The organism is Salegentibacter lacus, assembly GCF_020164555.1.
In the GTDB taxonomy this organism is placed as follows: Bacteria; Bacteroidota; Bacteroidia; order Flavobacteriales; family Flavobacteriaceae; genus Salegentibacter; species Salegentibacter lacus.
The window spans coordinates 148,576-172,162 of the sequence record NZ_JAIQZB010000005.1 but is presented as its reverse complement, the minus strand read 5'-3'; the positions used below and the strand labels follow the sequence as shown (position 1 = coordinate 172,162).

Below are 23,587 nucleotides of genomic sequence, written 5' to 3'. Positions count from 1 at the left end.
CTATGAAGAATAAAAAAGCAAAAAATAAAAGCTCTAAGAAGTTTATTGCTAAACTTCATTTATGGCTGGGACTTGGTTCCGGTCTTATTGTTTTTATAGTGGCTGTTACTGGTTGCATCTTTGTTTTTCACGATGAAATTAAAGATATCACCAGGGATTACCGAAAAGTAACTCCTGAAGCTTCAGCATATGTTGCACCTTCCAGTCTTCAAAATAGAACTAAAAGTCTTTACCCTGAAGCCCAACCGGGAATGGTAGTTTACCAGGGCAGGGATAGGTCTGCTTTTGTGTATACACTAATAGACGAAGTGCCGCATCATATTTATTTTAATCCTTATTCTGCTGAATTTCTTCAGAAAGAAAATCTTGAAAATGACTTTTTTCTTATCGTGGAAGATTTGCATATGCATCTCTGGCTTCCGGAGAAAATAGGAAAACAGGTGGTTGGGATCTCCACGCTCATTTTTGTTTTTATGCTTATTTCAGGAATAATACTCTGGTGGCCAAAAAAACAAAAAAACCTTAATAAAAAACTTCAAATTAAATGGAATGCAAAGTGGCGGCGCGTTAATTATGACTGGCATAGCGTAACCGGATTGTATATTTCATTAATTGCCTTGTTTGTTGCCATTACAGGACTTAGTTTTTCTTATGAATGGATGAATCACGGCCTGTATGATCTGGCAAACTTTTGGCAGGAAAAGCCGAAAGATGAATTGAATATTCAGTTTGAAGAGGCCGAATATTCTGAAAATGCTATGGATATTGCTTTAGCTAGAACCTTAAAACTAAAGCCTGAAGATGAAATGTTCTTTGTTTGGGAGCAGGGTGGAAGCGCGCCAATAACCACGGGTTCCTATCCTGATGCGCTGGATTATGACCATCAGTCAAATTTCTATTTTCATCCTAAAACCGGGGCATTACTAGAAGATCACGAGTACTCCAGCAAAAGTGCCGGGATGAAATTACAGGAAATGACGTATGGTTTACACACCGGGCAATATTTTGGGATTACCGGTAAGATTATCGCTTTTTTTGCCAGCCTGTTTGTGGCCGCACTACCCGTTACTGGTTTTCTTATTTGGTACGGTAGAAGAAACAAAAAACAAGCAGCTATTAAAAAATAGAACAAACTTTTATTAAGAATTAAATTGGTAATTCTAGCTAAAAATAATATTCTATAAGTAGTATAAAAAAATATAAACCTGATTCAGATGGCTTAAAAGGAGATGGTTACTCCAAAGTTAACATCATGAAATAAATTATCAATAGGCACTATTGGTGATGAATCATAGATATTTTGATATAGAAATCTTAATCCTAAATATTGTGTAAAATTGTAGGTTAGTTCAAAACTACTTGCCAGCCTATAATTTTTGAATGGCGAAGAATAGGTAGGTTGGTAATAGCCGCTAATATCCAGATCGAATAAATCACCGAGATTTTGTTTTAAACTTATATAAGAATTACCTCGTACCTTATTTACTTCAATGGGAGATAAGTTTAGCGGCAAGAGCTTATCTTTTACACCGGAGTAGTCCCAACGCTCAAATTCGTATAAACTACCAATACCAAAAAACAAAGCAGTCTGTTCTTTTACAATGGCTCGCCATCTTAAGTTTAAGCCAGCTGCATATTTTCTATCCAGTCCTCTTACTTCATTCCAATGCATCTGGTAAAAAGGTTCCAATGCTATCTTTTTGCTTTGCAGATTCATATATTCTAAATATAAAAAACCACCACTCATTAGGCTTTTATCACCAAAAAAGCTGTATTCAATTTTATTGGCGATAGTAAAGGCATGATTTTTTATTCGAATTGAAATATCTGCCGTATTTTCTATTTCAAGAAATTCTTCCTTTAAATTTCTAAATCTAAAACTTGGCGTGAAGTTCCCTTTTACAATTTGTGCTGTATCTATTACTACATTAAAATTCTCTGTATGCAATACCTGGGAAAATAATTTTTGCTGTGAGCCAATAGCACAAACAAAGAATAGAAAAGTAAATAGCTTTTTTTTCATTTTTTGGAATTAATAAAAAAGCAGGATTAAACATTTTAAGTTGAAGCCTGCTTATAATTTTAAGCGAATAAGGATTTTAATTTATCAAATCCCTCTTTAAAAGAATCTGAAGCAGATGAGAAAGCCTGTTTTACTTCTTCCCATTTCTCTTCAGATGCATTTTCTAAATCTTCATATTTAGCTTCCAGGTCAATTTTTTTGGCTTCCAGGTCTCGCAGCGTTTCATCATATTCCGCTTTTGCATCTTCCTTTGCAGCTTCTCTTTTAGCTTTTAATTCGTTAATTTTAGCAGAAACCTCATCTATTGATTGTTTTGCTTTTGCTTTAAATTCTTCTTGATTCATTTGTTTAATATTTGTGTTTTATTTCCTACTCTTACAGCTTTTCGGATGACGCTTTATTAAAATTTTGCTAATTTTTTTCAGGAACTAATAGGGTAGCTCTTGTAATTTCGGTCCCAGATGGAAGGCAATTTCCTTCTTCATTTTCTGCGGTAATAAAAACTTCTACCGGTTGGTAAGGAAATGAAGCTTTATAATTAGATTTTTCAGCATTTTCCTGGGTAAAGTGACCTGCGTTTCTAACCACCCCGGCCTCTGAAACTGCCCATATAACATATAATTTTTTTGGAGGTTCTAATCTTTCTGGTGCAGCAAGGTTATTAGCTTCTATTGTAACTTCGTAGTTTGATTCTCCTTGTTTTTTAATTTCTGCAGAAATATCTGCGGCAGGAGCAACTTTAGAAACAGGAAACTTAATAGTTTCTGAACAGGAAGTCATTGTAGCCAGAATAAAAACGATTGATAGCAATTTTATAAATTTCATATTAGTTATATTTTAGTTGACGATAATGGTTCTACTTGATTTTATTAGTTTTATTTAATTAAATATTGGTTTTTTCTAGTTGTTATCTTCTTTCTGTATGTTGAGATGCAAAGAATTTGAAGCATCATAATTTTTTAATTCAAGAATGGAGGCAGGTAAACTAAAACCTTGTGAAACCAGTGCTGCGATTACGTTATTCATCACCTGGGAGCGAATGCTATGATGTACCGATCGTTTTGAAGTGCTAAAGGTGTCTACCCAAAATTTTACATTTATATTTATAGTGTTTGTAGCCAATTCACTAATAATAATCGCTGGTTTTTTGTTTCCTAGCAAAACTCCATCTACCTTATTTACTGTTTCTAGGATGTTTTTAATGGCCTCTGTAGGATTATTTTCGTAGGCGATACCCAGTGTGAACTCATAGCGTAGAAATCCGTCTAAAGTATAATTAAACAACGGATTTTTTAGAATGATAGAATTTGGTAGAAAGACATCTTTCCCATCGGGAGTTTTAATAAGAGTTTCTCTAATGTTAATATCCTTCACAAAGCCTTCAATACTATTTACTTCAATTAAATCGTCTAACCTAAAGGGACTTTTAAAAGCCAGGATAATTCCTGCAAGAAAATTTTCTCCAATATCTTTTAGAGCAAAACCTATTACAAAAGTTAAAAGACCTGCTCCTGCTAATACCTTATTCGTAAAATCATCTAAGCCCAGTAGGTATAGGGTTATTAAAATGATAATGGACTTAAGTGTAAATCCGGTAATTTGAGAAATAAAAGTAGCGGTAATATGGTTGGGTGATTTTTTTATTAAACGCAGTCTTATTTTTCGCTTTATAAAATTGGCGATAAAAAAACCAACAATTAAAAATAAAATGGTGAAGGCCAGGTTAAGATAGTTTAACCTAAAATATTCTAAAATATTATTGTAAAAATCACTTGTCTTTTCCAAATTATTCAGTTTTTGATTTAAAGACTCTCCAGCTTATACCTGTACTCACAAAATAGTCGGTTACATTTTGATTATCTCCAAACCCGGCAAAAAGATCTACAGAAACGTTGTTGTTAATTAGGTAACCTAATCCTGTATCGAACCTGGTTTGGTAGACCGATTGGTTTACCTGGCCATAATTTTCTATAAATCCACTAAGCTGTTTGTAGATGGGAAAACCAAAATTAATTACATATTTTCCGGTTGGTTTGGGATCATTGCCGCTATAAGATAAAATCCAGTTTGTGGCTAGGCTCATATTTTTTGGCAAACCCCAATTGGCCACAAAAACCATAGCCGGTGCTAAATACTCACTTCCAAAATCATCAGATATATTAGGTAATTTTAATCGCATCTGGAATGCTGTAGCAGGAAGCCATTCTTTTTGATCATTTATATTTACCCGAAACCCTAAATGTAAATTACTTAATCCTTCCAGGCTCCTGGTGTTATTATTAAGCTCAAATTCCTGGTATTTATAGTCAATAACCGCACTAAGTTCTACTCTTTCTAAAATACCATACCTAATAACGTTATTAGAAATAAAACCTTCGGGTAAATTTGCTTCTGAAGTGCCAAAATAGTCAAGCCCCTGTTGAAATTGCAGCACATTAGAACCTACGGTAAACGCGCCAATAGACTGGCCGGGCCTTCCGGTTCTAATAGTTTCATTAAATTGTCCAAAACAATAAGTTGATAGTATAAGTAATAGAAAAGTAGTTAAGTTTTTCATTGATTAGTTTGAGATGTGATTTTGATCATCGAGTTCTATATGTCTTGAATTTTATCCCGAACTTGTTTTGTTCAATTTAGGGTTTTTAATTTTCCTCCTAAATCTACATAAAATGTTATTTCAACCCTGCGTTCGCTGTTTACAATTTTATTTGAAGCAAAGGTGTCGGCAAAATTTTGCAGAAATATTTTATTTAAAGGTAAAAATTCGGCTACGGTATCTTTAATGTAATCCAGTCGGGAATTAGTGATCTTTTTATTCACTATAGTATTTCCGGAAACATCTGTATAGCCCGAAAGTATTGCTTTTTCAATCGATTCGTTTTGTGCTATTTCCCTGATCCTTCCCATAATATTGTTGCTGGGTGTTGTCTTACCCATATCATAATATGCTGTTATTAGTACCGAATCAAGTTCCCTGGCTTGTAACGCCGGTACCTGAACAGTTTTATAAACCGTATCTGTTTTTTGAATTGTGTCCGGTACAGAGTTTAACTTTCTACGCAGTTGCCTAATGGTATCGTTTTTAATATTAAGCTCTTTATATATCGCTTCTAAATTGGTGTTTTCTCCAGAGGGTACTAAAATTTCCTTTACCTCATGAACAGTGTCTGTTAGTTGTGGCCTTTTCTCATCTAATATGAGTTGCTTTTGTAATTGCCGGATTATCTCATCTTTCTCCCTAAGTTCCTGATAAAGAAATTCTTTATCCCCAGCTTGAATTTCGTCTTCCTGAATTCTTATAGTTTCTTCAAGAAGGTAGATACTATCCTGTTTTTGCTGCAAATTTTGAAGCGATTGCAGTTTATCTTTTCGCTGCTTTAAACTGTCTGTTTTTGTTTTATAGACAGCATCTCTATCATTTTTTAGCTGCTCTCTTAATTGAGATATGGTGTCCTTTTTATTCCTAAGACTATCTAGAACCTCGAGATGGTTTAATTTTAGTTTGATAAAGCTACTATCTGTATCATTAACAGGATATTGCTGTAGCATACGAATTTCTAAATGCAATAACTGCAAAGAATCAGACATATCGCCAAGTCGTTCTCTAACTTGCTTTAGATATTGATTTTCTGCAGGAAGATTAGATAAAATCGACTTCCGGGATAAGTTTACCAGGGAATCTATTTCAACTTTAGATATTGAAATTTCTTTATTCTCTAAAATGCTGTCGCTTAATTTATTGCCATTGGGTTGTGCTGCCATAATTGGCGCGTAATCCTTATCTACATATAAACCGGCATAATTTATTTTCTGAACATTGCAAGCGGTAATTGTTGCAGCAATTAGAATTATTAAACCAATTACTTTTATTTTTTTATTCCTAACCATAAATCAAGTTCTAAGGCTAATCCAGCCGTTGGTAAAATAGATAAATTATTAAAGTCTTGTGTTCCTTTCTCTCCAATTATTAATACTCCTGCATTAAAGCGAGCCACTTTAAAAAATCTGAAACCAAGCCCTGTGTACAACGGTAAGTCTATTCCTGGGGTTACATATTCTGTTCCTTCAGCATCTACAACAGGTTCCAATAAAACTCCTGCAGAAAAACCAAAAGAATCTAATACACGAGATTTTGTTGCCAGTCTACTCTTATTATTAAAAGGAATGGTTAAGCCAATTCCTGGGGTAAAGTCTACATTTTCTGCTGAAGTGTTATTGATATCTACCGTTTTACTCCAGGCATACATACCAAAGTTTATAGGCAGGGTAAAAGCTTCCTTATCGGTTTTAACAGATTTAATATTAACTTGTTTGTGATGTTGTACAAGTTCGCTATTAAAGAAAGGGGCAAGTTCAGAGCTAATTAATGCCACCAGGTGATCTACCTTTTTTGCAATAAGTTGGTTTGTAAGCTCATTTTTTTCATCTCTATTAGATTGTTTGAAAAGCCTGTTAAATTTGAAGTCACTTTGTTTCTTTAATTCCTGAAGCACTAAAGAGGATGGTGCTTCTATTGGAATTAAGCTTTTTGATTCCTGGTATTTTAAGGATTCATGAATTAGATCTTCTAATTCATTAAAAACATTTTTAGGTTTATTTACAACCACATTTTTGCCGTCAAAATAAATATTGTTCATTAGGAGGAAGCGTATGCGATTCTCTAAATTACTTAGTAGTTTATTTTTTTGTGCCCGGTTTAAAAGCTTATAAGTAATAATTTCGAAATCATATTTTGTATTAGATTTTAAGACGGGAGGAATAACAATATTAAAAGTTTCTGAGGTATTGCTTTCAATCCTGTTCCATACATAAGAATCTAAAATATAATCTTTGTCTTCATAAAAGATATTAACCTTAACCAGTTCAATATCTTTCCCGGTTTCGCCTACTATTGTTAGGCTTTCATCAAAGGGGACTTTTGGATTATTGTAAAATGTTCCAGATTCAAAATCAATCTTCACACTTCTTTCCTGGCTAACAGAGGCGGTAAAGCTTAAGACAGTTAATATAGTAGATAGTAGTAATTTATTCATATTTTTAATCAATTGTAGAGTTGCATTTTAAAAATGCTTCATTAATAAAATTTAGTTGTTCGGTTTTTTAAATGATAAAAACGGCTTATTTACATTTAAAGCTGGGTATTATTATTTCTGTCAGTAGCTAATCTTTTTAAGATGGAAAAAAGTAAACCGCCAGATACAGCTCCCAGTATATAAAGTAGAATACTAAGAAATGATAAAGGTAATTCCAGGTGCCAACTTAAAAAAGCTAGATTCACCGTTTCAAGATTTTGAAAAGCAAAAATTATAGCTGCTGCTATCAGGAGTATTAATAAAATGGATTTTACGAAACGCATATTAAAAAATTAATGTGAATACCTTGTTATGCAGGTTTAAATACTTTTTAAAATTGAGAGTTGGGGGAGAATTAATAATAAAATATTTCTGATGGTGTAAAAATACAACAGATTAGATGCTATTTAATTATTTAAGTAAAATTTCATCTAATTAAGACCTAAAAACAACTATTCAAGAGTTTTTATACTTGCTGGGCGTAGTTCCAAATCGCTCTTTAAACCTGGTGCTGAACATTGAAGTACTCTTATACCCACAAGAATATGCAATTTCTTTTACACTTAATTCCCCCTTATCCAGTAAGGCTTTAGCTTTATTTAATCTTTCTGTTCTCATAATTTGGGTAAAAGTCTTACCGTACAATTGTTTAAACCCGGTTTTAAGTTTTGTGCTGTTTGTACCTATTGAACGCGAAATTAAAGATAGGGTAAGTTTATTATCAAGGTTTTCATGAATATAATCTTTAGCTTTTTTAATAATAATGATATCGTGTTTTCTTAAAACTTTTGGATTATAACCCTCGTTTTTTTCCTGCTTAAATTGCTCAGTTTGGAGCCATAATAATTCCAGGGCTTTAGATTCTAGAAAAAAACGTTTAACGATACCTTCTTTTTTGGTTTTAATTATTTTTTCAATAGTATCAGCAATATTCAGCGTATAAAGGCTATGGTAAATAATATGGCTATCCATTTTTTTATTCATCAATACATCCCCAATATCCTGTGGAAGACTAAAAATATCTGATTTAAAATCTATTGAAAAGCTTTTGGTCTCTACTTGTAAAAACAGGATTTCTACATCTTTTTGGGCTGGAAAAGTAAAAATTTGGTCCTGTTGATCTTTGGCGGCTACCATGCAAGAATAATTATCTGTGAGCCTATAGCGTATGCTTGCAGAAACGGTATGTATTAATTCTCCTTTTTTGACAAAGAAAAACCTCAGGTAATTGTTGTTATCCTCTTCGAACTCAAACTTAAGTAGCGAATTAATATCTCCCTTTAAAATATTGAAATTAAATCCCTTATCAAATTCAAAACTTTTAAGAGATAAAACTCCAGCAGGTTTCGTAAAATAACTAAAGTACTCGAAATCGTCTTTGGAAAATTCTGTTTTTAAGGTTTGGTTTAAAGCCTGGTGAATTCCTTCAGCATTATTACGTTTTATTTTAATTTTCATCTTGTCTTTTGCCTAAAATAAAATCGCATCTACGATGGCACCAACAAGGGCGATAAAAACGGCAAGCCACAGCGAAGGAAGAAAACCTTTTGTTTTAAAATCTGAACTTAACTGGTCGGCTATTTCAATAATGATGGCATAGGCAATAACCCTGATTATAAATCCTAATCCCAGGAAATAAAAAATTCCGAAGGTTGCTACATTTAGTAATAACGTTAGAACCCAACTTAATAAGAAACTGAGTAAGCCAATAATAAGTGCTACAATAATAGCCGTTTTGAAGCCCTCGAGTTTCACTTTAGGCATCATATTGGCTGCGGCGAGTAAAACCAGACCATCTATAACGATATGCACTATCCACTGAAGCATAATTTTTTTGGATTTATGGTTAGGTTACTTAAAGATAGAAAAAAATTGCTAAAAACTTGAGCAATTTTAATCAGGCTGTTTTTCCAGTGTGGTAGGTTGCTGGTTAATTATAAGCTCCCAAATAGCTTTAAAATTAGCCAATTGTTCCCGGCGTTTAATTGTTTCAGAAGAAGTATATGCTACAGGAGCAGCTTCTAAACCTTTATATTCAGCATCCAGGTTTTTAGCAATATAAAGACTTCTGGGTAAATGAAATTTCTGAGTAATTACGATAGCGTCTTCAATTTCAAATACAGCTTTAGCTCTAAACATACTGTCATACGTATCAAACCCGGAATGATCTAAAATAATATCTTCAGGAGGGACACCTTTTCTTTCCAGATGATTCTTTATCGAATTTACTTCGTCATAATCATCGGTTCTATGATCACCGCTTATTAGAAAATTTTCAATTTTATTTTGTTTGTAAAGTTGGTAGGCAGTTTCTACACGATCCTCGAGAATAGGCGATAATTTTCCGTCTGAATGTACGCTCGCTCCCAGAATTATTCCTGTTTTAGCTGAAGGAATTTCTGAAATTTCAGAATAAATAAGATTAGATGTTTCTTTTAGGATATAAGCTTCTAACCCAAATATAATGAGGATACTTAAAATAACGAAAAGTGAAAAAGCAAGGATTAGTTTTTTAAAAAACTTCATAAACTGCGCCGATTATAACACGAAGATAAAGAATAATAGTTTACCTATATGTTTAATTTATTGTGGATGGTTTAGGCATTAAACCTTATTGTTTACCTTTGAAAATCTTAAAATAAGAATTGAAAAATGAGCAATATTAAAGCTTTACAATGGCGTTATGCTACCAAAAAGTTCGATCCAAATAAAATACTTTCTGAAGAGAAAATAGACATTCTTAAAGAAGCTTTTAACCTCACCGCAACTTCCTATGGTTTGCAACCTTTAAAAATGGTGGTGGTGCGCAATAAGGATCTTCAGGAAAAGCTGAAATCTGCCTCCTGGGAGCAACAACAATTAAATACTGCTTCTCATGTTCTGGTGATTTGTATTGAGAAGAAAGTAGACAAACATTTTATTGAGCAATATTTTAAAAGGGTAAAACATATCAGGGAAACTCCAGATGAGATTTTAGATCCTTTTAAAAACTCTTTGGTAGATAGTTTTGAATCTAAAGCAGAAGAGGAAGTGCACTCCTGGGCTATAAATCAAGCTTATTTAACCTTAGGTACGCTTTTAACCGTTTGTGCTACCGAAGAAATAGATGCCTGCCCAATGGAAGGTTTTGAGCCCGATAAGTATGACGAACTTCTAGATTTAGAGGTACATAATTTAAAATCGGTGTTGGCCTTGCCCGTTGGTTATCGCGCAGAAGACGATATGTTTTCTGAATTTAAAAAGGTACGAAGACCGCTTGGTGATGTAATTATTGAAATGAATTAATAATTTACGTAGCGGGTAATTTCAAGCTCATAACCAATCATCCCCACACGTTTAGTTTGTTGAGTGTTAGAAAGCAACTTGATTTTATGAATTTCCAGGTCGTGTAAAATCTGGGCCCCAATACCAAAATCTTTATTGTCCATATTAATTGGCGGAGCTTTTACTTCGCCTTTTTTCTGGCGTTCTTTTAGCTCAGCAAGGCGGGCCAGTAAGTTTAAAGACTGTATAGCAGGGTTTATAAAAACAATAGCCCCACGGCCTTCATCATTAATAGCCCTAAACATGCTATCCAATTTCTTATCAGCATCATTGGTAAGCGTTCCCAGGATGTCATTATTTACCAAAGTAGAGTTTACGCGAACCAGAATTTCTTCATCATTTTTCCAGCTTCCTTTGGTAAGCGCCAGATGAACCTGGCCATTTGTAGTTTGACGATATGCTCTTAATCTAAATTTTCCAAAACGGGTTTCAAGATCAAAATCTTCTTTTTTCTCGATTAAAGAATCGTGCTGCATTCTATAAGCTACCAAAGCTTCAATTGAAACAATTTTAAGATCAAATTTTTCGGCAACTTCCATTAGTTGTGGAAGCCTGGCCATAGAACCATCCTCATTCATAATCTCCACAATAACTCCTGCAGGCTCAAAACCGGCAAGTCTTGCAAAATCTATGGCAGCTTCGGTATGTCCGGTTCTTCTTAGAACACCGCCTTCTTTGGCTTTAAGCGGAAAAATATGCCCTGGACGGTTTAGGTCTATTGGTTTTGTTTCGGGATCTATAAGCGACTGAATAGTTTTAGCCCGGTCTGATGCTGAAATTCCCGTAGTAACACCTTTACCGCGCAAATCTACAGAGATGGTAAAACCGGTTTCCATAGGATCGGTATTGTTACTCACCATCATTTCCAGTTTCAGGTTTTTACAACGTTCTTCTGTAATTGGTGCGCAAATGAGTCCGCGGCCGTGAGTAGCCATAAAATTGATCATTTCCGGAGTCACCTTTTCTGCGGCTGCAACAAAATCTCCTTCATTCTCCCTGTCTTCATCATCTACCACAATAATAACCTTGCCTTCACGAATATCGTCTATCGCTTCGTGGATGCTGTGAAGTTTAAAGGGAGTTTCGGTAGTGGTTTCCTGAGCCATGTTGTGTGTTATTTTGGGCTGCAAAGATATTTAATCTATTTTTCTTTTCGGCTTAATTATACCAGCTTTTTTAAGGCCTTTCCGTATAGGTTCGGTAATAGTATCAAAAGCAAAAAGACCCTGATCGGTAGTGGCCCGGTAAGTAAGATAAATTCCCAATGGCAGCATAATTAAAGTGGAAAGCCAGGTAGCCCAAAACGGACTAATACTGCCATCTTCTGCACTATTTTTAGCGAAAATGCCTATAAAGTGATAAGTTAGGAAAAGTAGAACAGCAACAACCATAGGTAATCCCATTCCTCCTTTTCTTATTATGGCGCCTAAAGGTGCACCTACAAAGAACAAAATAATACAGGCCGCAGCCAAAACATATTTTTCGTGAAGGGCTATTTCGAATTTATTAAGTTGTTTGGTAGAATTTTTTAATTCAGATCTTTTAATATTTAGATGTGAAAGCGCCCCGTTTACAGATCCTAATGACAGATTAACAATTTGAATCGCCTGGTAAGTATCGTATTCTTCAAGAATAGTATTCTCAATCTCTTTTACGGAATCTGAAGGATTAAGATTAATCTCTATATTGTCAAAATCTGTACGGCGGTATAAATTTTCACTCAGACTTTCTTTCTTTTCATTATGGGCTATAGAAAATGAATCTAAACTTTGCTTAAGTTCAGAAATATTAAGCATTCCCTGGGTATTGCTGTAACTTTCATCTTCCAGGTCTACATTATTAAAATCGGAAAGATCCAGATTTATCGTGTATTCTTCAAAATAACTCTTGGCAAAAGGTTTATTTCTTCTTTTAGAATAATCTGTAGGTTGAATTTCGTCGTAATAATTACCATCTTTCAAGATTAGTGAAAGTACTTCAGAATCTGTACTACCCATTAATTCGCCTTCTTTGGCTTTCATTACTGTAAAGTTTCCGCTGCGAGCCGTTTTTTTATGAATAATAACATCCGTAAGATATTGGCCGTTATCACCGCTTTTGTCTTCAACTTTAATATTTATGGTTCCCAGATCGTTAAAAACACCTTCGGTAATGGCCATTGCCGGTTTTAACTTAGCAATATTTTTCCTGAGATTTATCGATTTATATTCAGCGGCAGGGATTACATTGTTGGCAAAAAAGAATGCGGTAACGCTCACTAATAAGATGAAAAAAGTTAGGCTACGCATTGCCCTTTGAAGTGAAATCCCGGAAGATTTCATTGCTGCAAACTCATAATTTTCGGCAAAATTACCAAAAGTCATTATGGAAGTAAGCAGGATGGTAAGCGGTAAAACCAGTGGCACCAGTTTGGGAGAAAAATAGAGAAGGAATTTAAAAATTATCTCGGTATCCAAATCTTTCCCGGCCAGTTCACCTATGTACAACCAAATGGTTTGAAGTACAAAGATGAACATTAGGATGATAAAAACTGTAAAAAACGTTTTTAGGTAACTGGTGAGTATGTACCGGTCTAATATTTTCAATTTAGTCTAATCTATTGATGTAAAAATCTTCGTAACGATCTTCTTCAAAAGTAAAAAGGTTTTGCGCGAGTTCCTGATCGGTTTTAAAGCTTTTTACGGTAATAGTTATTTTGGTGTTGTTATTCTGGGTTTGGATAAGGTTATAAATATGCTTGGTTTGGCTGTCTATCCCAAGTAGAATATTTTTAACTTCGGCATTGCTGTCTTTGGGTGTTAACTTTACATATTGAATTTTGCGACCATTTAAATTTTGAGCGGCATCCATTTCATAATTATAGCCTTCTTCATAGAAAGTGAACATTTTAGAAGGAGTAATATTATTCTCTTCCTCTTCAACATAGGTAGAAATATTTATCTCTTCATCTTCGGGAATTATGGTATAGATTTTCTTCCCATCAAACATTTGGGTTGTCCCCATTAAGTTTAGTACATATTTTTCACCTTTAATGCTTACATCACCACGAGTTTCCTGGTTTACGTTGGCGGCATTGTTTTGCAAGGTGTACTTAAAATCTATCACCATATTGTTGTAACCTTTAACCTTTGAAGAAACTTCGTTTAGAAGGCTCCCTGCTTTTGTGGAATTCTGCGCTTGCAAACTTATGGTGAAAATAGCGAGCGTAATAAAAATTAAATTTTTCATCTTAGTAATTAGGTGTTATTCTTCATTTAATAATTGATCTAAGGCTGCAAGATCGGTCACTAAAACCTGTCGGGCTTTACTACCTTCAAAAGGTCCTACAATACCGGCTGCTTCTAATTGATCTATGATTCTACCGGCGCGATTGTAACCCAATTTTAGTTTACGTTGCAGCAAAGAAGCCGAGCCTTGTTGAGCGGTAACGATCACCTCGGCAGCTTCTCTAAAGAGTTTATCTCTTTCGCTAATATCTATATCAACACCTGTGCCACTATCATCTGCTTCGTAAGCAGGAAGTTGGTGGGCTTCTGGATAAGCTTTTTGCGAACCAATAAATTCGGTGATTTTATCCACTTCCGGCGTATCTACGAAAGCACATTGTAAACGTCTTAACTCATTTCCCTGCGTAAATAGCATATCTCCACGCCCAATTAGCTGATCTGCCCCCTGGCCATCTAAAATGGTCCTGGAATCTATCTTTGAAGTCACCCTAAAGGCGATCCTGGCAGGGAAGTTGGCTTTTATAATTCCGGTAATCACGTTTACCGATGGTCTTTGTGTAGCAATAATTAAATGAATTCCAATCGCTCGGGCCAGCTGCGCTAAACGGGCAATTGGGGTTTCTACTTCTTTTCCGGCAGTCATAATTAAATCGGCAAATTCGTCTACTACCAGAACGATGTAGGGAAGGAATTTATGACCGTTTTCCGGATTTAATTTTCTTGCTTTAAATTTAACGTTGTATTCCTTAATATTACGAACCATCGCATCTTTAAGCAGCTCGTAACGATTATCCATTTCAATACATAAAGAATTTAGGGTATTGATAACTTTAGTATTATCGGTAATAATTGCGTCTCCGGAATCCGGAAGTTTAGCTAGGTAATGTCTTTCAATTTTATTGAAAAGCGTAAGTTCTACTTTTTTAGGATCTACCAGCACAAATTTTACTTCTGCAGGATGTTTGCTGTAGAGTAGGGAAGTAAGAATGGCATTTAATCCAACCGATTTACCCTGTCCTGTAGCCCCCGCCATAAGCATATGCGGCATTTTTGCCAGGTCTACCACAAAAGTTTCGTTAGAAATAGTTTTCCCAAGTGCCATTGGTAATTCCATTTCGGCATTCTGGAATTTAGGCGAAGCAATTACCGAACGCATAGAAACAATAGTTGCGTTTTTATTCGGAACTTCAATACCTATAGTACCTTTTCCAGGAATTGGAGCAATTATACGAATTCCCAATGCTGAAAGGGAAAGCGCAATATCGTCTTCCAGGTTTTTAATTTTTGAAATCCTTATTCCGGCCTCGGGTACAATCTCGTATAGCGTTACCGTGGGACCTACGGTTGCTTTAATTTGTGCAATTTCAATTTTATAATTTTTAAGCGTATCTACAATACGGTTTTTATGCCCTTCAAGCTCTTCCTGGTCTACCGTAATACCGCCACCATATTCCTGGAGCAGGTCCAGGGTTGGAAATTTATAATTGCTTAATTCTAAAGTGGGATCAAATTCACCAAAATCCTTAACGATTTTATTGCTTATTTTATCTTCATCCAGCTCTTCTTCATGCGCTGTTTCTACTTCCATCTCGACCTCTTCGGGCTCAGCCGACTTTGGTTTTGGAGTAGGAGTAGGTTTTTCTTCTTTTGGGGGAGTGGTATCCAGTTTTATTTCTGCTGAAGATTTTTGAGCGGGTTTTTCAGTTTTTGGGATTGATTTTTCTTTCCAGTCTGTTTCTTCCTCTGTAGCTGAAAGCTCTTCTTTATTCGATTGAAATTCCTTGTTGAGACTGTCTTTTTTAGATTTCAGAAAGCTTCCAATTAATTCTGGTGTAATCTTCAATCTTAGAGTGAGATAGGCAATAAACAGAAACAACATCAACAAGATCGTTCCGAAAAAACCTAAATAATCCTGAAGAAAATCGTTCATTTCAAACCCGATCCTGCCACCAAGAAGCGGATTTTCTGCAGCGAAAAATCCGAAGAAAATAGCAAGCCAAAGCATAATTAAAATTCCCCAAAACCAGGATTCCCTAAGTTTTGTAGATTTTACGCCAAGAAAAAGATGAAAACCGGTGTAGCTTACTAAAATTGAAAAGATAAAAGCGGCAACGCCAAAACCCTGGTACATAAAAAAGTCGCTAACTGCAGCACCAAATTTACTTAGCCAGTTTTTGGTTTCTATTTCCCGGTTTGAGAATTCACCAAGTGTGCTTTGATCTACCTGCCAGTTGAATAGAAATGAAATGAATGCTACGCTTAAAGCAAGGCCAAATAACATTAAAAAACTGCCTAAAACTACCTTTTGTTGCCGGTTAAGTTTGAAGGAAAATTTAGTCGACTTTTTCCCGGTGCTTGTTTTAGTCCTGGTTTTCTTTTTGGCCATAGATGATAAGTAGGATTTTGAGCAAAAATACAAATTAGCCCCGTCTAAAATAAAGAAAATTGCTTTCAGTTTAGCGGGTGCTGTTTTGTATGCTTAAACGTTCAAATCTAAGCAATTATTTTTTGAGAAGTAAAGCTTAAAATGCCTCAGAATTTAAAAGCCTTAGGTTGTGAAAGCTAAACCAGGAATTATTTTAAAAAATATAAGGAAAGTAAATAAACGCACCGATTATTACTGCAATTAAGGCCGCAATAAATACAGCGCCGGCAGCAATATCCTTAATATGCCCAATCTTGCTATGAAAATCTGGATGCACGAAATCTGCCATTGCTTCTATTCCTGAATTTAGACCTTCAGCAGTCATTACAAGGCCTATCGCTAAAAACTGAAACATCCATTCGGATTTGGTAATATCAAAGAAATAACCGGCAATACACATAATTATGGCAAGCACAAATTGCACCTGTATGCTTTGCTCATGTTTTAATAACAACCAGGCACCTTTAATGGCATAGCCGCCTCCTCTAATTCTTTTTCCGAGGAAACTATCCCGCATTATAACAGGGTTTTAAGTGCAGCAAGATAATCTGGTTCTTCACCAATCTCCGGAACTTGTTGGCTATGAATAACGTTTCCGTTTTCATCTAATACAATTACAACCCTGGAAAGCAAAGCCTCAAAAGGACCGTCCATAATTTCCAGTCCGTAATCTTTGCCGAAGTTTCGATCTCTAAAATCTGAGAGGTTAATTATATTTTCTAAACCTTCATCATTTACAAAACGCTTTTGTGCAAATGGTAAATCCCGGGAAATACAAAGTACAACGGTATTCTCAAGTTCAGTAGCACGTTCGTTAAATTTTCTTACCGAAGTTGCACAAACCCCTGTATCAATGCTTGGGAAAATATTTAGGATCACGCGCTTGCCTTTAAAATCATTTAAAGTTGCGGTGCTAAGATCTGATTTAATAAGTGCGAAATGTGGTGCTTTCTCGCCTTTTTCAGGAAGGCTGCCATAGGTGTTAATTTTTTCACCTTTTAAAGTTATCTGCGACATGGATGTTTATTATAAGATTGGATTGCTAAATTTAGAACATCTCTTTTAGGGATTTACTAAAATTATCATAAAAACAAAGGGCTGCCTTAATATAAGACAGCCCTTTTTAAATTATATTCAAAACGCGATTCCTAACGGTCTATAGAACCAACTACTTTTTGCATAAAGTTGTTGCAGGCATCTTTTTCTGGAGTTCCTCCATCTATTGAATGCTTAACTTCTACAGCGCCACATAAGTTCGAAATCAATTCACCTATCACATCCATTTCCTCGTCTTTAACTGAACGGTGTTCAGTATAGCTTTCGAGTACTTCTATGGTATGCTCCAGTTTTTGAACTTCGTTCTCTCGAGCTAAATGTTTAATTACTGGTAACTTCATTTACTAGGTCTTTTAGAGGTTCAAATTTGTTGGTTTGTACCTGGTTTACGAGACTTCCGTTTTTGAATGTGGCAAAAGTTGGTAAGTTATCAACTTTAGCCAGTTTTCGTGATTCCGGATATTTTTCGGCATCTACCAATAAGAACGTAGCGTTCTCATTTTCTGAAGCCAATTTCTTGAATTTAGGCTTCATCAATCGGCAGTTACCACACCATCCGGCCATATACTGTACCACAACGGTTTCGTTATCTGAAACTATCTCGTTTAAATTATCCTGTTCTAATTCTTTTATCATAACAATTTCTTTCCCTTTTTTCTTAGTTTAAGCTTAGGTAAGAAGCAACTCCGTCTCTATCGGCGTTCATTGCATCTTTACCTTCTTCCCAGTTTGCAGGACAAACCTCACCTTTTTCCTGTACGTGAGTGTAAGCGTCTACAAGTCTTAAGAATTCTGCTACGTTTCTACCAAGTGGCATATCGTTAACTCCTTCGTGGAAGATTTTTCCATCTTCGTCAATAAGGTAAGTTGCACGGTAAGTAACGTTATCTCCTTCTAAAGTAACATCTCCGGTTTCTTCGTCATAGGACTCTCCGGTGATATCTAAAATTCCAAGACGGGAACTTAGGTTTCTGTTAGAATCTGCAAGGATTGGGTATTTAACGCCTTCAATCCCTCCATTATCTTTTGGAGTACTTAGCCAGGCGAAATGCACTTCTGGAGTATCACAAGAAGCTCCAACTACCATTACATTTCGTTTTTCAAATTCTTCTGCTGCTTTTTGGAAAGCGTGTAATTCTGTGGGGCAAACAAAGGTGAAATCTTTAGGGTACCAAAACAACAATACTTTTTTCTTGTTCTTTTGTGCTTCTTCCAAAATATTTAGTTGAAAGGTATCACCCATTTCATCCATTGCATTTACGCTTAAATTTGGAAATTTTTTTCCTACTAATGACATATTAATTCTGTTTTTTATTGGTTTAACTTTCGTTGTAATTCTTGTGCAAATTTAAGGAAAGTTTACCCTTGTAAAAATTATTGAAATTTTAAAATACTATGCGATAATAGGTTTTTCTTATCGTTGAAACAATAAGAAATAGATAAGTCTTATTTAACAATTATTTTCCAGTATATACGGTGCTTTTAAGCCGTTTGCGTTTTGGTAGATTCACTTAATTCCTGGATTTTTATACTGAAAGCAGCAAAAAGCAAGGTCATAAATGGGCTTAGATAATTGAAGAAAGCATAACCTGCATAACTAAGTGTAGGAACGCCTAATACTCCACTATGATATGCCCCGCAGGTATTCCACGGAACTAATACCGAAGTTACCGTACCAGAATCTTCCAGTGTTCTACTCAAATTTTCTGGAGCCAGGCCTTTATCCCGATAAGCTTTAGCAAACATTTTTCCCGGAACTACAATGGCCAAATATTGATCGGAAGCGGTTGCATTTAAAGCAAGACAGCTAAAAACCGTACTGGCAAATAAACCAAAGGTTGTATGAAATAGGTTTAATAAGGCTTTACTAATTCGCGCAAGTGCTCCAATAGCTTCCATAATTCCACCAAAAACCATCGCACAAATAATTAACCAAATGGTCCCCAGCATTCCTGCCATTCCTCCCGCAGAAAATAAATCGTTTAAATTTTCATTATCTGTTTCTACAGCGGTTTCCACAGTAATGGCTTGCATAACGCCGCGGTAGCCACTAATAAAATTGAGGTCATTGGTTCCTGCAATTTGCGCTACAATACCTGGTTGAAAGAATAACGCAGCGGCCGCACCAAGCAAGGTTCCCAACAATAGAGCAATTAGTGGGGAAGTCTTTTTTATAATCAAGACGATTACAATTATTGGAACTAAAAATAACCAGGGGGATATTCTGAATGAATTTTCTATGGAAGCAAGTATAGCTGAAGTATCGGTAGTCCCGGAAGTATCTAAATTCAGTCCTATAATTACGAAAATAATAAGCGTTATTGTAATTGTAGGAACCGTGGTAAGCGTCATATACCGAATGTGAGTGAAAAGATCGGTTCCCGCCATTGCAGGTGCAAGGTTGGTAGTATCGCTTAAAGGCGATAATTTATCACCAAAATAGGCTCCAGAAAGAATTGCCCCTGCGGTCATTCCTATCGAAATTCCTAAAGCTTCAGCAATTCCTATTAATGCAATACCAACAGTTGCAGAAGTAGTCCAGCTACTTCCGGTTGCTACTGAAATTACAGCACAAATAACTACACAGGCAGCAAGAAAGATCGTAGGATTCAAGATTTGTAATCCGTAGTAGATCATGGTGGGGATAATTCCAGAAATAAGCCAGGTTCCTGCCAGAGCACCTACCATTAATAAAATAAGAATCGCACCGGCAGTACTTTGAATGTTTCCGGCAACTTCATCGATCATTTTATCGTATTCCACATTATGGAAATACCCAACTATAGCCGCTACAGCACCGCCGAGTAATAATACAAACTGATTGGAACCACTTAAGGAATCGTCTCCAAAAACAAAAACATTAAAAGCAAGCATTGCGATAAGTGCAAAAACAGGAATTAATGCAGGCCAAATACCAAGTTCTTTATTAGTAGGAATTTGTTCAGTTTGGGACGGGTTTTGGTTTTCCATTAAGCCTTGAAGTATATATATAAAACCTTATTAAAAAGGTTTTCGGTTGAATTTATTTTAATCAAATTTTTCTATTCGCCTGTAATTTTACGATTTTACAGGAAAATGAGCAAGTTTTCTATATAACTATAAATTGATTAAAATTTGTATCCAACTCCAAATTGTACTCCAAAGGTGGTAAGTTTTTGATGAAAATTTTTCTCTTCAAACGGAATTACCGCGTATCTTCTAAAATTAGGATTTAGGTAGATATTGAAGTTATTAAAAGTATATTGGGCGCCTAATCCAAAACCGACTCCAATTCCCGCCTGTGGATCTACAGATTCACTTTCTGAACCTTGAAAGTCCATAACCGGACCTCCATTTACAAAGAAATAATCTAAAAAAGTATAATTGGCATAAATAGGAATAGAGGTGGTTTGTAATTCTTCCGAGCGTGTAGTTTGTTCCGGCATTGGGGCCGAAGTTATCATCACATCTCCGCGCCAGTAGTTAAGTCCGGTTTCCAGGGCTAAATTATCTGTTATTCCAAGTAAATAGCGAAATCCAAATTCATAAGAATTTTCAATCTCAGTACTGCCACCGCCAGCAATTTCATCACTTCTTAGTAAATCACTATTGGTAAATCCGTAATAAAGTCGCACTTCATTTTGGGTTTGCGAAAAAGCACTAAGGCTGAAAAATGTAAAGAATAGCGGGAGTAGTATTTTTTTCAAAATTGAATGAATTTAAAAATTTTTATTACGCCATCGGTTGTCAACGACGTTTATTATTTGCAAACTAGTATTGGTCGATTTATAAAAGATAGTAATTCTTCGGTATAATATTTATTGCACGTAAATCACTTGTTATCTCCTGCAGCGTACCTAATTCTGGAAATTTAGTTAATAAATTAAGAATACCCTGAAATCTACTTCGAAAATTTTTAGCGGGAGTATCTCTAAGTGTTGTTGTATTCGTTTAAGAATTATCACATAATTATCGAGAGCCTTGGAGACCACTTAATTTCTAATTTCATCCGAGCTTTTTCGGTATTTGTTCCATAGCCTTATCCTTACTCATTAATTTATCAGGATTTTCAATATCTTTTAAACTTTGATAGGTTTCTTTTTTCTCTTCAGCATTAAGAAGGTTTAGTAGCTCTCCTTCTTCTGAATTATTATTATCCATAATGGTGTAAATTTGCTATAGATATAGAAAAACGCTGTTTTTAGACTTTTTTACCAATTCAATTATTTTTTTCTTCACGTTCAAATCCATAGCTAAAAATTTTAATAAATATAAGAAATACAAAAAAAAGCCCTTACAGCTTTAAAGTTTTCTGTAAGGGCTATAAAGAGTTTATATGAATTTTTATTCTAAACCATTTCTTTGCTTAAAATTTCAACTTCCTTCATACAGGATTTCATCATTTTATAAGTCCGTTCTATATCATTATCCAATCCAATAGAAAAACGAATTAAGCCATTGCTTAAGCCCATTTCTTCCTGCTCTTCAATTGGAATTTCTGAAGAAGTAGAACTACCGGGAGCACTAAATAATGTTTTATAGAAGCCCAGACTTACCGCCAGATAGCCCAGGTTTTTCTCCTGCATCAATTCCATTAATGCATTGGCTTTATCAAGACTGCCTACATCAACGGTCAACAAACCACCAAAACCGTAATCTTCATTCATCATCTTCTTAAAGATATCGTGGCCGGGATGATTTTTTAATCCGGGATAAACCGTTCTCAAGCCGTCTTCCTGGAATTTTTCAGCTAAAAACATTGCATTATGGCTGTGCTGTTTTATCCTGATGTGAAGCGTCCTCAAATTCTTTAAAACCGAAGCCGCCCGCATACTATCCATCGTTGGTCCAAGTAACATATTGGCGCCATCGTTAACGCTGCGAAGTGCGTTAATGAAATCCTGACTTCCACAGGTAACACCGCCAACGGTATCGCTGCTGCCGTTAATGAACTTGGTTAGGCTATGAATTACAACATTTGCACCCAATTCTTTCGGATTAATAGAAAGCGGGGAGAACGTATTATCTACCACAAAAGTGAGCTGGTGTTTTTTTGCGATTTTGGCTAAAGCTTCAATATCGGCAACTTCTAAAAGCGGATTGCTCACCGACTCGCAATAAAGCACTTTTGTGTTTTTTGTGATCGCTGCTTCAACGCTTTCAAGATTAGTAATATCTACAAAGGAAGTTTTGATATTGAACTTCGGTATAAAATTTTTCATAAATGCATAGGTCCCGCCGTAAACGGTGCGGCTGGAAACAATATGATCGCCGGCCTGGCATAACTGAAGCAGGGTAGAGGTGATAGCGCCCATTCCGCTGGCAGCTACATTGGCGGTTTCGGTGCCTTCCATTGCTGCAAGGGCTTCGCCCAAATATAAATTTGAAGGAGAAGAATGTCTCGAATAAAGGTAGCAACCTTCTGAATTTCCTTCAAAAGTATCGAACATGGTTTTTGCTGAAAGAAATGTATAAGTAGAGGAATCGGATATGGAAGGATTAACGCCTCCAAATTCGCCAAAATATTGAAGGTCCTGGATGCTATCTGCGGGTTTGTATTTCATTGAATTTGATTTTATAGGTTAATCTCAAAATTAAGCTCTATATGAATAAAAATCAACTAAAAAATATAATTTCAGTAAATAAAACTATATAAATTAGATGCTATAGAATTATAATCAATAATTGTTTAGATTTGAAGTTAAGCATAGAATATTTTTCATTATGAAATTAGATCAAAAAGACCTTCAGATTTTAAAACATCTTCAGGAGGACAGCAAAATGACCAACAAGGAGATCTCTAGTAAAATGCAGCTTTCTGTAACGGCTGTTTTTGAAAGAGTTAAGCGCCTTGAACGAGAAGGGGTTATTTCGAAATATGTAGCTTTGGTTTCCCCTGATAAAGTGGAAAAAAGTTTTATGGTTTTTTGCCAGATTAAACTCATTCAACATTCCCGGTCTTATTTAACCAAATTTGAAGCTGAAGCCGCAAAGCTTTCTGAGGTTTTAGAATGTTATCACGTAAGCGGTGAATACGATTATATATTAAAAGTGTTGGTGAAAGATATGGCAGCTTACCGTGAATTTATGGTTACCAAGCTCACCAATTTAGATCATATTGGAAGCACCCAAAGTACTTTTATAATTAGTCCTGTGAAAAGCACTACAGCGGTTCCTCTTTAAAACTTTTGTAGGCACAACAGGTTTCAGTATAGTAGGAATAATCCTACTTATCGTAGTTTCAGAAGTCTGAGATCATCTTTTTTTTTAAAATTTTAACTTCCCAATTCCTGGAGGTGTTTCAATATTTTAAAATCTAATTTTTGATTCAAAGAAATATGGATTGTAAATAATTGAATATTAAAGAAATAAAAGCATTTAAAAATAGAACTTTGGTTTAGGTTTTATACTAATTATCCCGCTCTTCAAACCCATTTAATAAGCCGTAAACAGCCTTTCTTGCTGATTTTCAGTAAAAAAG

Annotated in this window: 26 protein-coding genes; 3 read left to right on the top strand and 23 right to left on the bottom strand. The window is 35.3% G+C overall.

The window, feature by feature from the left end:
- Positions 1 to 2 precede the first annotated feature (2 nt).
- Positions 3 to 1,127, top strand: coding sequence for a PepSY-associated TM helix domain-containing protein (locus LB465_RS05545; protein WP_224467949.1), 1,125 nt, complete (start codon positions 3 to 5; stop codon positions 1,125 to 1,127).
- A 92-nt stretch (positions 1,128 to 1,219) separates the two neighbouring features.
- Here LB465_RS05545 and LB465_RS05540 read toward each other — a convergent pair whose 3' ends face one another.
- From LB465_RS05540 to LB465_RS05495, 10 genes are all read right to left on the bottom strand, one after another.
- Positions 1,220 to 2,023: a DUF481 domain-containing protein gene (locus LB465_RS05540; RefSeq protein ID WP_070055173.1), complete on the bottom strand. Its 804-nt coding sequence runs from the start codon at positions 2,021 to 2,023 to the stop codon at positions 1,220 to 1,222.
- A gap of 59 nt (positions 2,024 to 2,082) precedes the next feature.
- Positions 2,083 to 2,367: a sll1863 family stress response protein gene (locus LB465_RS05535; protein ID WP_070055174.1), complete on the bottom strand. Its 285-nt coding sequence runs from the start codon at positions 2,365 to 2,367 to the stop codon at positions 2,083 to 2,085.
- Positions 2,368 to 2,434: 67 nt separating this feature from the next.
- Positions 2,435 to 2,848 carry a hypothetical protein gene (locus LB465_RS05530; protein ID WP_224467947.1) on the bottom strand — a complete coding sequence of 138 codons (414 nt, stop codon included), beginning with the start codon at positions 2,846 to 2,848 and terminating at the stop codon, positions 2,435 to 2,437.
- Between the two features lie 75 nt (positions 2,849 to 2,923).
- Positions 2,924 to 3,808 carry a mechanosensitive ion channel family protein gene (locus LB465_RS05525; RefSeq protein WP_070055176.1) on the bottom strand — a complete coding sequence of 295 codons (885 nt, stop codon included), beginning with the start codon at positions 3,806 to 3,808 and terminating at the stop codon, positions 2,924 to 2,926.
- A gap of 1 nt (position 3,809) precedes the next feature.
- Positions 3,810 to 4,580 carry a transporter gene (locus LB465_RS05520; protein WP_224467945.1) on the bottom strand — a complete coding sequence of 257 codons (771 nt, stop codon included), beginning with the start codon at positions 4,578 to 4,580 and terminating at the stop codon, positions 3,810 to 3,812.
- 71 nt (positions 4,581 to 4,651) lie between these two features.
- Entirely contained in the window at positions 4,652 to 5,911 is a 1,260-nt protein-coding gene (locus LB465_RS05515) for a hypothetical protein (protein ID WP_224467943.1), read from the bottom strand.
- Entirely contained in the window at positions 5,890 to 7,056 is a 1,167-nt protein-coding gene (locus LB465_RS05510; protein ID WP_224467941.1) for a hypothetical protein, read from the bottom strand. Before LB465_RS05510 ends, LB465_RS05515 begins: the two co-directional genes overlap by 22 nt.
- A 495-nt stretch (positions 7,057 to 7,551) precedes the next feature.
- Positions 7,552 to 8,553, bottom strand: coding sequence for a helix-turn-helix transcriptional regulator (locus tag LB465_RS05505; RefSeq protein ID WP_224467938.1), 1,002 nt, complete (start codon positions 8,551 to 8,553; stop codon positions 7,552 to 7,554).
- Positions 8,554 to 8,565: 12 nt separating this feature from the next.
- Positions 8,566 to 8,922 carry a phage holin family protein gene (locus LB465_RS05500; protein ID WP_224467936.1) on the bottom strand — a complete coding sequence of 119 codons (357 nt, stop codon included), beginning with the start codon at positions 8,920 to 8,922 and terminating at the stop codon, positions 8,566 to 8,568.
- A gap of 66 nt (positions 8,923 to 8,988) precedes the next feature.
- Positions 8,989 to 9,621, bottom strand: a complete 633-nt coding sequence (locus LB465_RS05495) for a SanA/YdcF family protein (RefSeq protein WP_224467934.1) — start codon at positions 9,619 to 9,621, stop codon at positions 8,989 to 8,991.
- Positions 9,622 to 9,747: 126 nt separating this feature from the next.
- Between LB465_RS05495 and LB465_RS05490 the strand changes: the two genes are divergently transcribed.
- Positions 9,748 to 10,380 (top strand): NAD(P)H-dependent oxidoreductase, encoded by a 633-nt coding sequence (locus tag LB465_RS05490; RefSeq protein WP_224467932.1) that lies wholly within the window; start codon positions 9,748 to 9,750, stop codon positions 10,378 to 10,380.
- Here LB465_RS05490 and ribB read toward each other — a convergent pair.
- The 13 genes from ribB to LB465_RS05425 form a co-directional block, all read right to left on the bottom strand.
- Positions 10,377 to 11,525, bottom strand: a complete 1,149-nt coding sequence (gene ribB, locus LB465_RS05485; protein ID WP_224467929.1) for a 3,4-dihydroxy-2-butanone-4-phosphate synthase — start codon at positions 11,523 to 11,525, stop codon at positions 10,377 to 10,379. The genes LB465_RS05490 and ribB overlap by 4 nt on opposite strands.
- Positions 11,526 to 11,555: 30 nt before the next feature.
- The gene (locus LB465_RS05480; RefSeq protein ID WP_224467927.1) at positions 11,556 to 13,004 is read right to left on the bottom strand and encodes an LptF/LptG family permease; all 1,449 of its coding nucleotides are present in this window, start codon (positions 13,002 to 13,004) and stop codon (positions 11,556 to 11,558) included.
- 1 nt (position 13,005) lies between these two features.
- Complete coding sequence (locus tag LB465_RS05475) at positions 13,006 to 13,647, bottom strand: LolA family protein (protein ID WP_224467924.1); 642 nt, start codon at positions 13,645 to 13,647, stop codon at positions 13,006 to 13,008.
- Positions 13,648 to 13,662: 15 nt separating this feature from the next.
- Positions 13,663 to 16,032, bottom strand: a complete 2,370-nt coding sequence (locus LB465_RS05470) for a DNA translocase FtsK (RefSeq protein ID WP_224467922.1) — start codon at positions 16,030 to 16,032, stop codon at positions 13,663 to 13,665.
- Positions 16,033 to 16,225: 193 nt separating this feature from the next.
- Positions 16,226 to 16,588, bottom strand: coding sequence for a diacylglycerol kinase (locus tag LB465_RS05465; protein WP_224467920.1), 363 nt, complete (start codon positions 16,586 to 16,588; stop codon positions 16,226 to 16,228).
- The gene (gene tpx / locus LB465_RS05460) at positions 16,588 to 17,088 is read right to left on the bottom strand and encodes a thiol peroxidase (protein WP_224467917.1); all 501 of its coding nucleotides are present in this window, start codon (positions 17,086 to 17,088) and stop codon (positions 16,588 to 16,590) included. The genes LB465_RS05465 and tpx overlap by 1 nt, the downstream gene beginning before the upstream one ends.
- Positions 17,089 to 17,219: 131 nt before the next feature.
- The gene (locus LB465_RS05455; RefSeq protein ID WP_079713624.1) at positions 17,220 to 17,468 is read right to left on the bottom strand and encodes a DUF6952 family protein; all 249 of its coding nucleotides are present in this window, start codon (positions 17,466 to 17,468) and stop codon (positions 17,220 to 17,222) included.
- Positions 17,449 to 17,763, bottom strand: coding sequence for a thioredoxin family protein (locus LB465_RS05450; RefSeq protein ID WP_133549479.1), 315 nt, complete (start codon positions 17,761 to 17,763; stop codon positions 17,449 to 17,451). The genes LB465_RS05455 and LB465_RS05450 overlap by 20 nt, the downstream gene beginning before the upstream one ends.
- A gap of 22 nt (positions 17,764 to 17,785) precedes the next feature.
- Entirely contained in the window at positions 17,786 to 18,424 is a 639-nt protein-coding gene (locus LB465_RS05445) for a peroxiredoxin (RefSeq protein WP_224467915.1), read from the bottom strand.
- A gap of 185 nt (positions 18,425 to 18,609) precedes the next feature.
- On the bottom strand, positions 18,610 to 20,097 hold the full coding sequence (gene nhaC, locus LB465_RS05440; protein WP_224467913.1) for a Na+/H+ antiporter NhaC: 1,488 nt from the start codon (positions 20,095 to 20,097) through the stop codon (positions 18,610 to 18,612).
- Positions 20,098 to 20,234: 137 nt separating this feature from the next.
- Positions 20,235 to 20,813 (bottom strand): porin family protein, encoded by a 579-nt coding sequence (locus LB465_RS05435; RefSeq protein WP_224467911.1) that lies wholly within the window; start codon positions 20,811 to 20,813, stop codon positions 20,235 to 20,237.
- 298 nt (positions 20,814 to 21,111) lie between these two features.
- The gene (locus LB465_RS05430; protein ID WP_224467908.1) at positions 21,112 to 21,267 is read right to left on the bottom strand and encodes a hypothetical protein; all 156 of its coding nucleotides are present in this window, start codon (positions 21,265 to 21,267) and stop codon (positions 21,112 to 21,114) included.
- Between the two features lie 188 nt (positions 21,268 to 21,455).
- The gene (locus LB465_RS05425; RefSeq protein ID WP_224467905.1) at positions 21,456 to 22,670 is read right to left on the bottom strand and encodes an aminotransferase class I/II-fold pyridoxal phosphate-dependent enzyme; all 1,215 of its coding nucleotides are present in this window, start codon (positions 22,668 to 22,670) and stop codon (positions 21,456 to 21,458) included.
- Between the two features lie 160 nt (positions 22,671 to 22,830).
- Here LB465_RS05425 and LB465_RS05420 point away from each other — a divergent pair, with 160 nt between their 5' ends.
- The gene (locus LB465_RS05420; protein WP_224467903.1) at positions 22,831 to 23,289 is read left to right on the top strand and encodes an Lrp/AsnC family transcriptional regulator; all 459 of its coding nucleotides are present in this window, start codon (positions 22,831 to 22,833) and stop codon (positions 23,287 to 23,289) included.
- Positions 23,290 to 23,587: the final 298 nt, after the last annotated feature.

Excerpts from the sequence above, each read along its gene's own strand:
- LB465_RS05545 (WP_224467949.1), top strand. The coding sequence starts at position 3 with ATGAAGAATAAAAAAGCAAAAAATAAAAGCTCTAAGAAGTTTATTGCT.
- LB465_RS05540 (WP_070055173.1), bottom strand. The coding sequence starts at position 2,023 with ATGAAAAAAAAGCTATTTACTTTTCTATTCTTTGTTTGTGCTATTGGC.
- LB465_RS05535 (WP_070055174.1), bottom strand. The coding sequence starts at position 2,367 with ATGAATCAAGAAGAATTTAAAGCAAAAGCAAAACAATCAATAGATGAG.
- LB465_RS05530 (WP_224467947.1), bottom strand. The coding sequence starts at position 2,848 with ATGAAATTTATAAAATTGCTATCAATCGTTTTTATTCTGGCTACAATG.
- LB465_RS05520 (WP_224467945.1), bottom strand. The coding sequence starts at position 4,580 with ATGAAAAACTTAACTACTTTTCTATTACTTATACTATCAACTTATTGT.
- LB465_RS05515 (WP_224467943.1), bottom strand. The coding sequence starts at position 5,911 with ATGGTTAGGAATAAAAAAATAAAAGTAATTGGTTTAATAATTCTAATT.
- LB465_RS05510 (WP_224467941.1), bottom strand. The coding sequence starts at position 7,056 with ATGAATAAATTACTACTATCTACTATATTAACTGTCTTAAGCTTTACC.
- LB465_RS05505 (WP_224467938.1), bottom strand. The coding sequence starts at position 8,553 with ATGAAAATTAAAATAAAACGTAATAATGCTGAAGGAATTCACCAGGCT.
- LB465_RS05500 (WP_224467936.1), bottom strand. The coding sequence starts at position 8,922 with ATGCTTCAGTGGATAGTGCATATCGTTATAGATGGTCTGGTTTTACTC.
- LB465_RS05495 (WP_224467934.1), bottom strand. The coding sequence starts at position 9,621 with ATGAAGTTTTTTAAAAAACTAATCCTTGCTTTTTCACTTTTCGTTATT.
- LB465_RS05490 (WP_224467932.1), top strand. The coding sequence starts at position 9,748 with ATGAGCAATATTAAAGCTTTACAATGGCGTTATGCTACCAAAAAGTTC.
- ribB (WP_224467929.1), bottom strand. The coding sequence starts at position 11,525 with ATGGCTCAGGAAACCACTACCGAAACTCCCTTTAAACTTCACAGCATC.
- LB465_RS05475 (WP_224467924.1), bottom strand. The coding sequence starts at position 13,647 with ATGAAAAATTTAATTTTTATTACGCTCGCTATTTTCACCATAAGTTTG.
- LB465_RS05470 (WP_224467922.1), bottom strand. The coding sequence starts at position 16,032 with ATGGCCAAAAAGAAAACCAGGACTAAAACAAGCACCGGGAAAAAGTCG.
- LB465_RS05465 (WP_224467920.1), bottom strand. The coding sequence starts at position 16,588 with ATGCGGGATAGTTTCCTCGGAAAAAGAATTAGAGGAGGCGGCTATGCC.
- tpx (WP_224467917.1), bottom strand. The coding sequence starts at position 17,088 with ATGTCGCAGATAACTTTAAAAGGTGAAAAAATTAACACCTATGGCAGC.
- LB465_RS05455 (WP_079713624.1), bottom strand. The coding sequence starts at position 17,468 with ATGAAGTTACCAGTAATTAAACATTTAGCTCGAGAGAACGAAGTTCAA.
- LB465_RS05450 (WP_133549479.1), bottom strand. The coding sequence starts at position 17,763 with ATGATAAAAGAATTAGAACAGGATAATTTAAACGAGATAGTTTCAGAT.
- LB465_RS05445 (WP_224467915.1), bottom strand. The coding sequence starts at position 18,424 with ATGTCATTAGTAGGAAAAAAATTTCCAAATTTAAGCGTAAATGCAATG.
- nhaC (WP_224467913.1), bottom strand. The coding sequence starts at position 20,097 with ATGGAAAACCAAAACCCGTCCCAAACTGAACAAATTCCTACTAATAAA.
- LB465_RS05430 (WP_224467908.1), bottom strand. The coding sequence starts at position 21,267 with ATGGATAATAATAATTCAGAAGAAGGAGAGCTACTAAACCTTCTTAAT.
- LB465_RS05425 (WP_224467905.1), bottom strand. The coding sequence starts at position 22,670 with ATGAAATACAAACCCGCAGATAGCATCCAGGACCTTCAATATTTTGGC.
- LB465_RS05420 (WP_224467903.1), top strand. The coding sequence starts at position 22,831 with ATGAAATTAGATCAAAAAGACCTTCAGATTTTAAAACATCTTCAGGAG.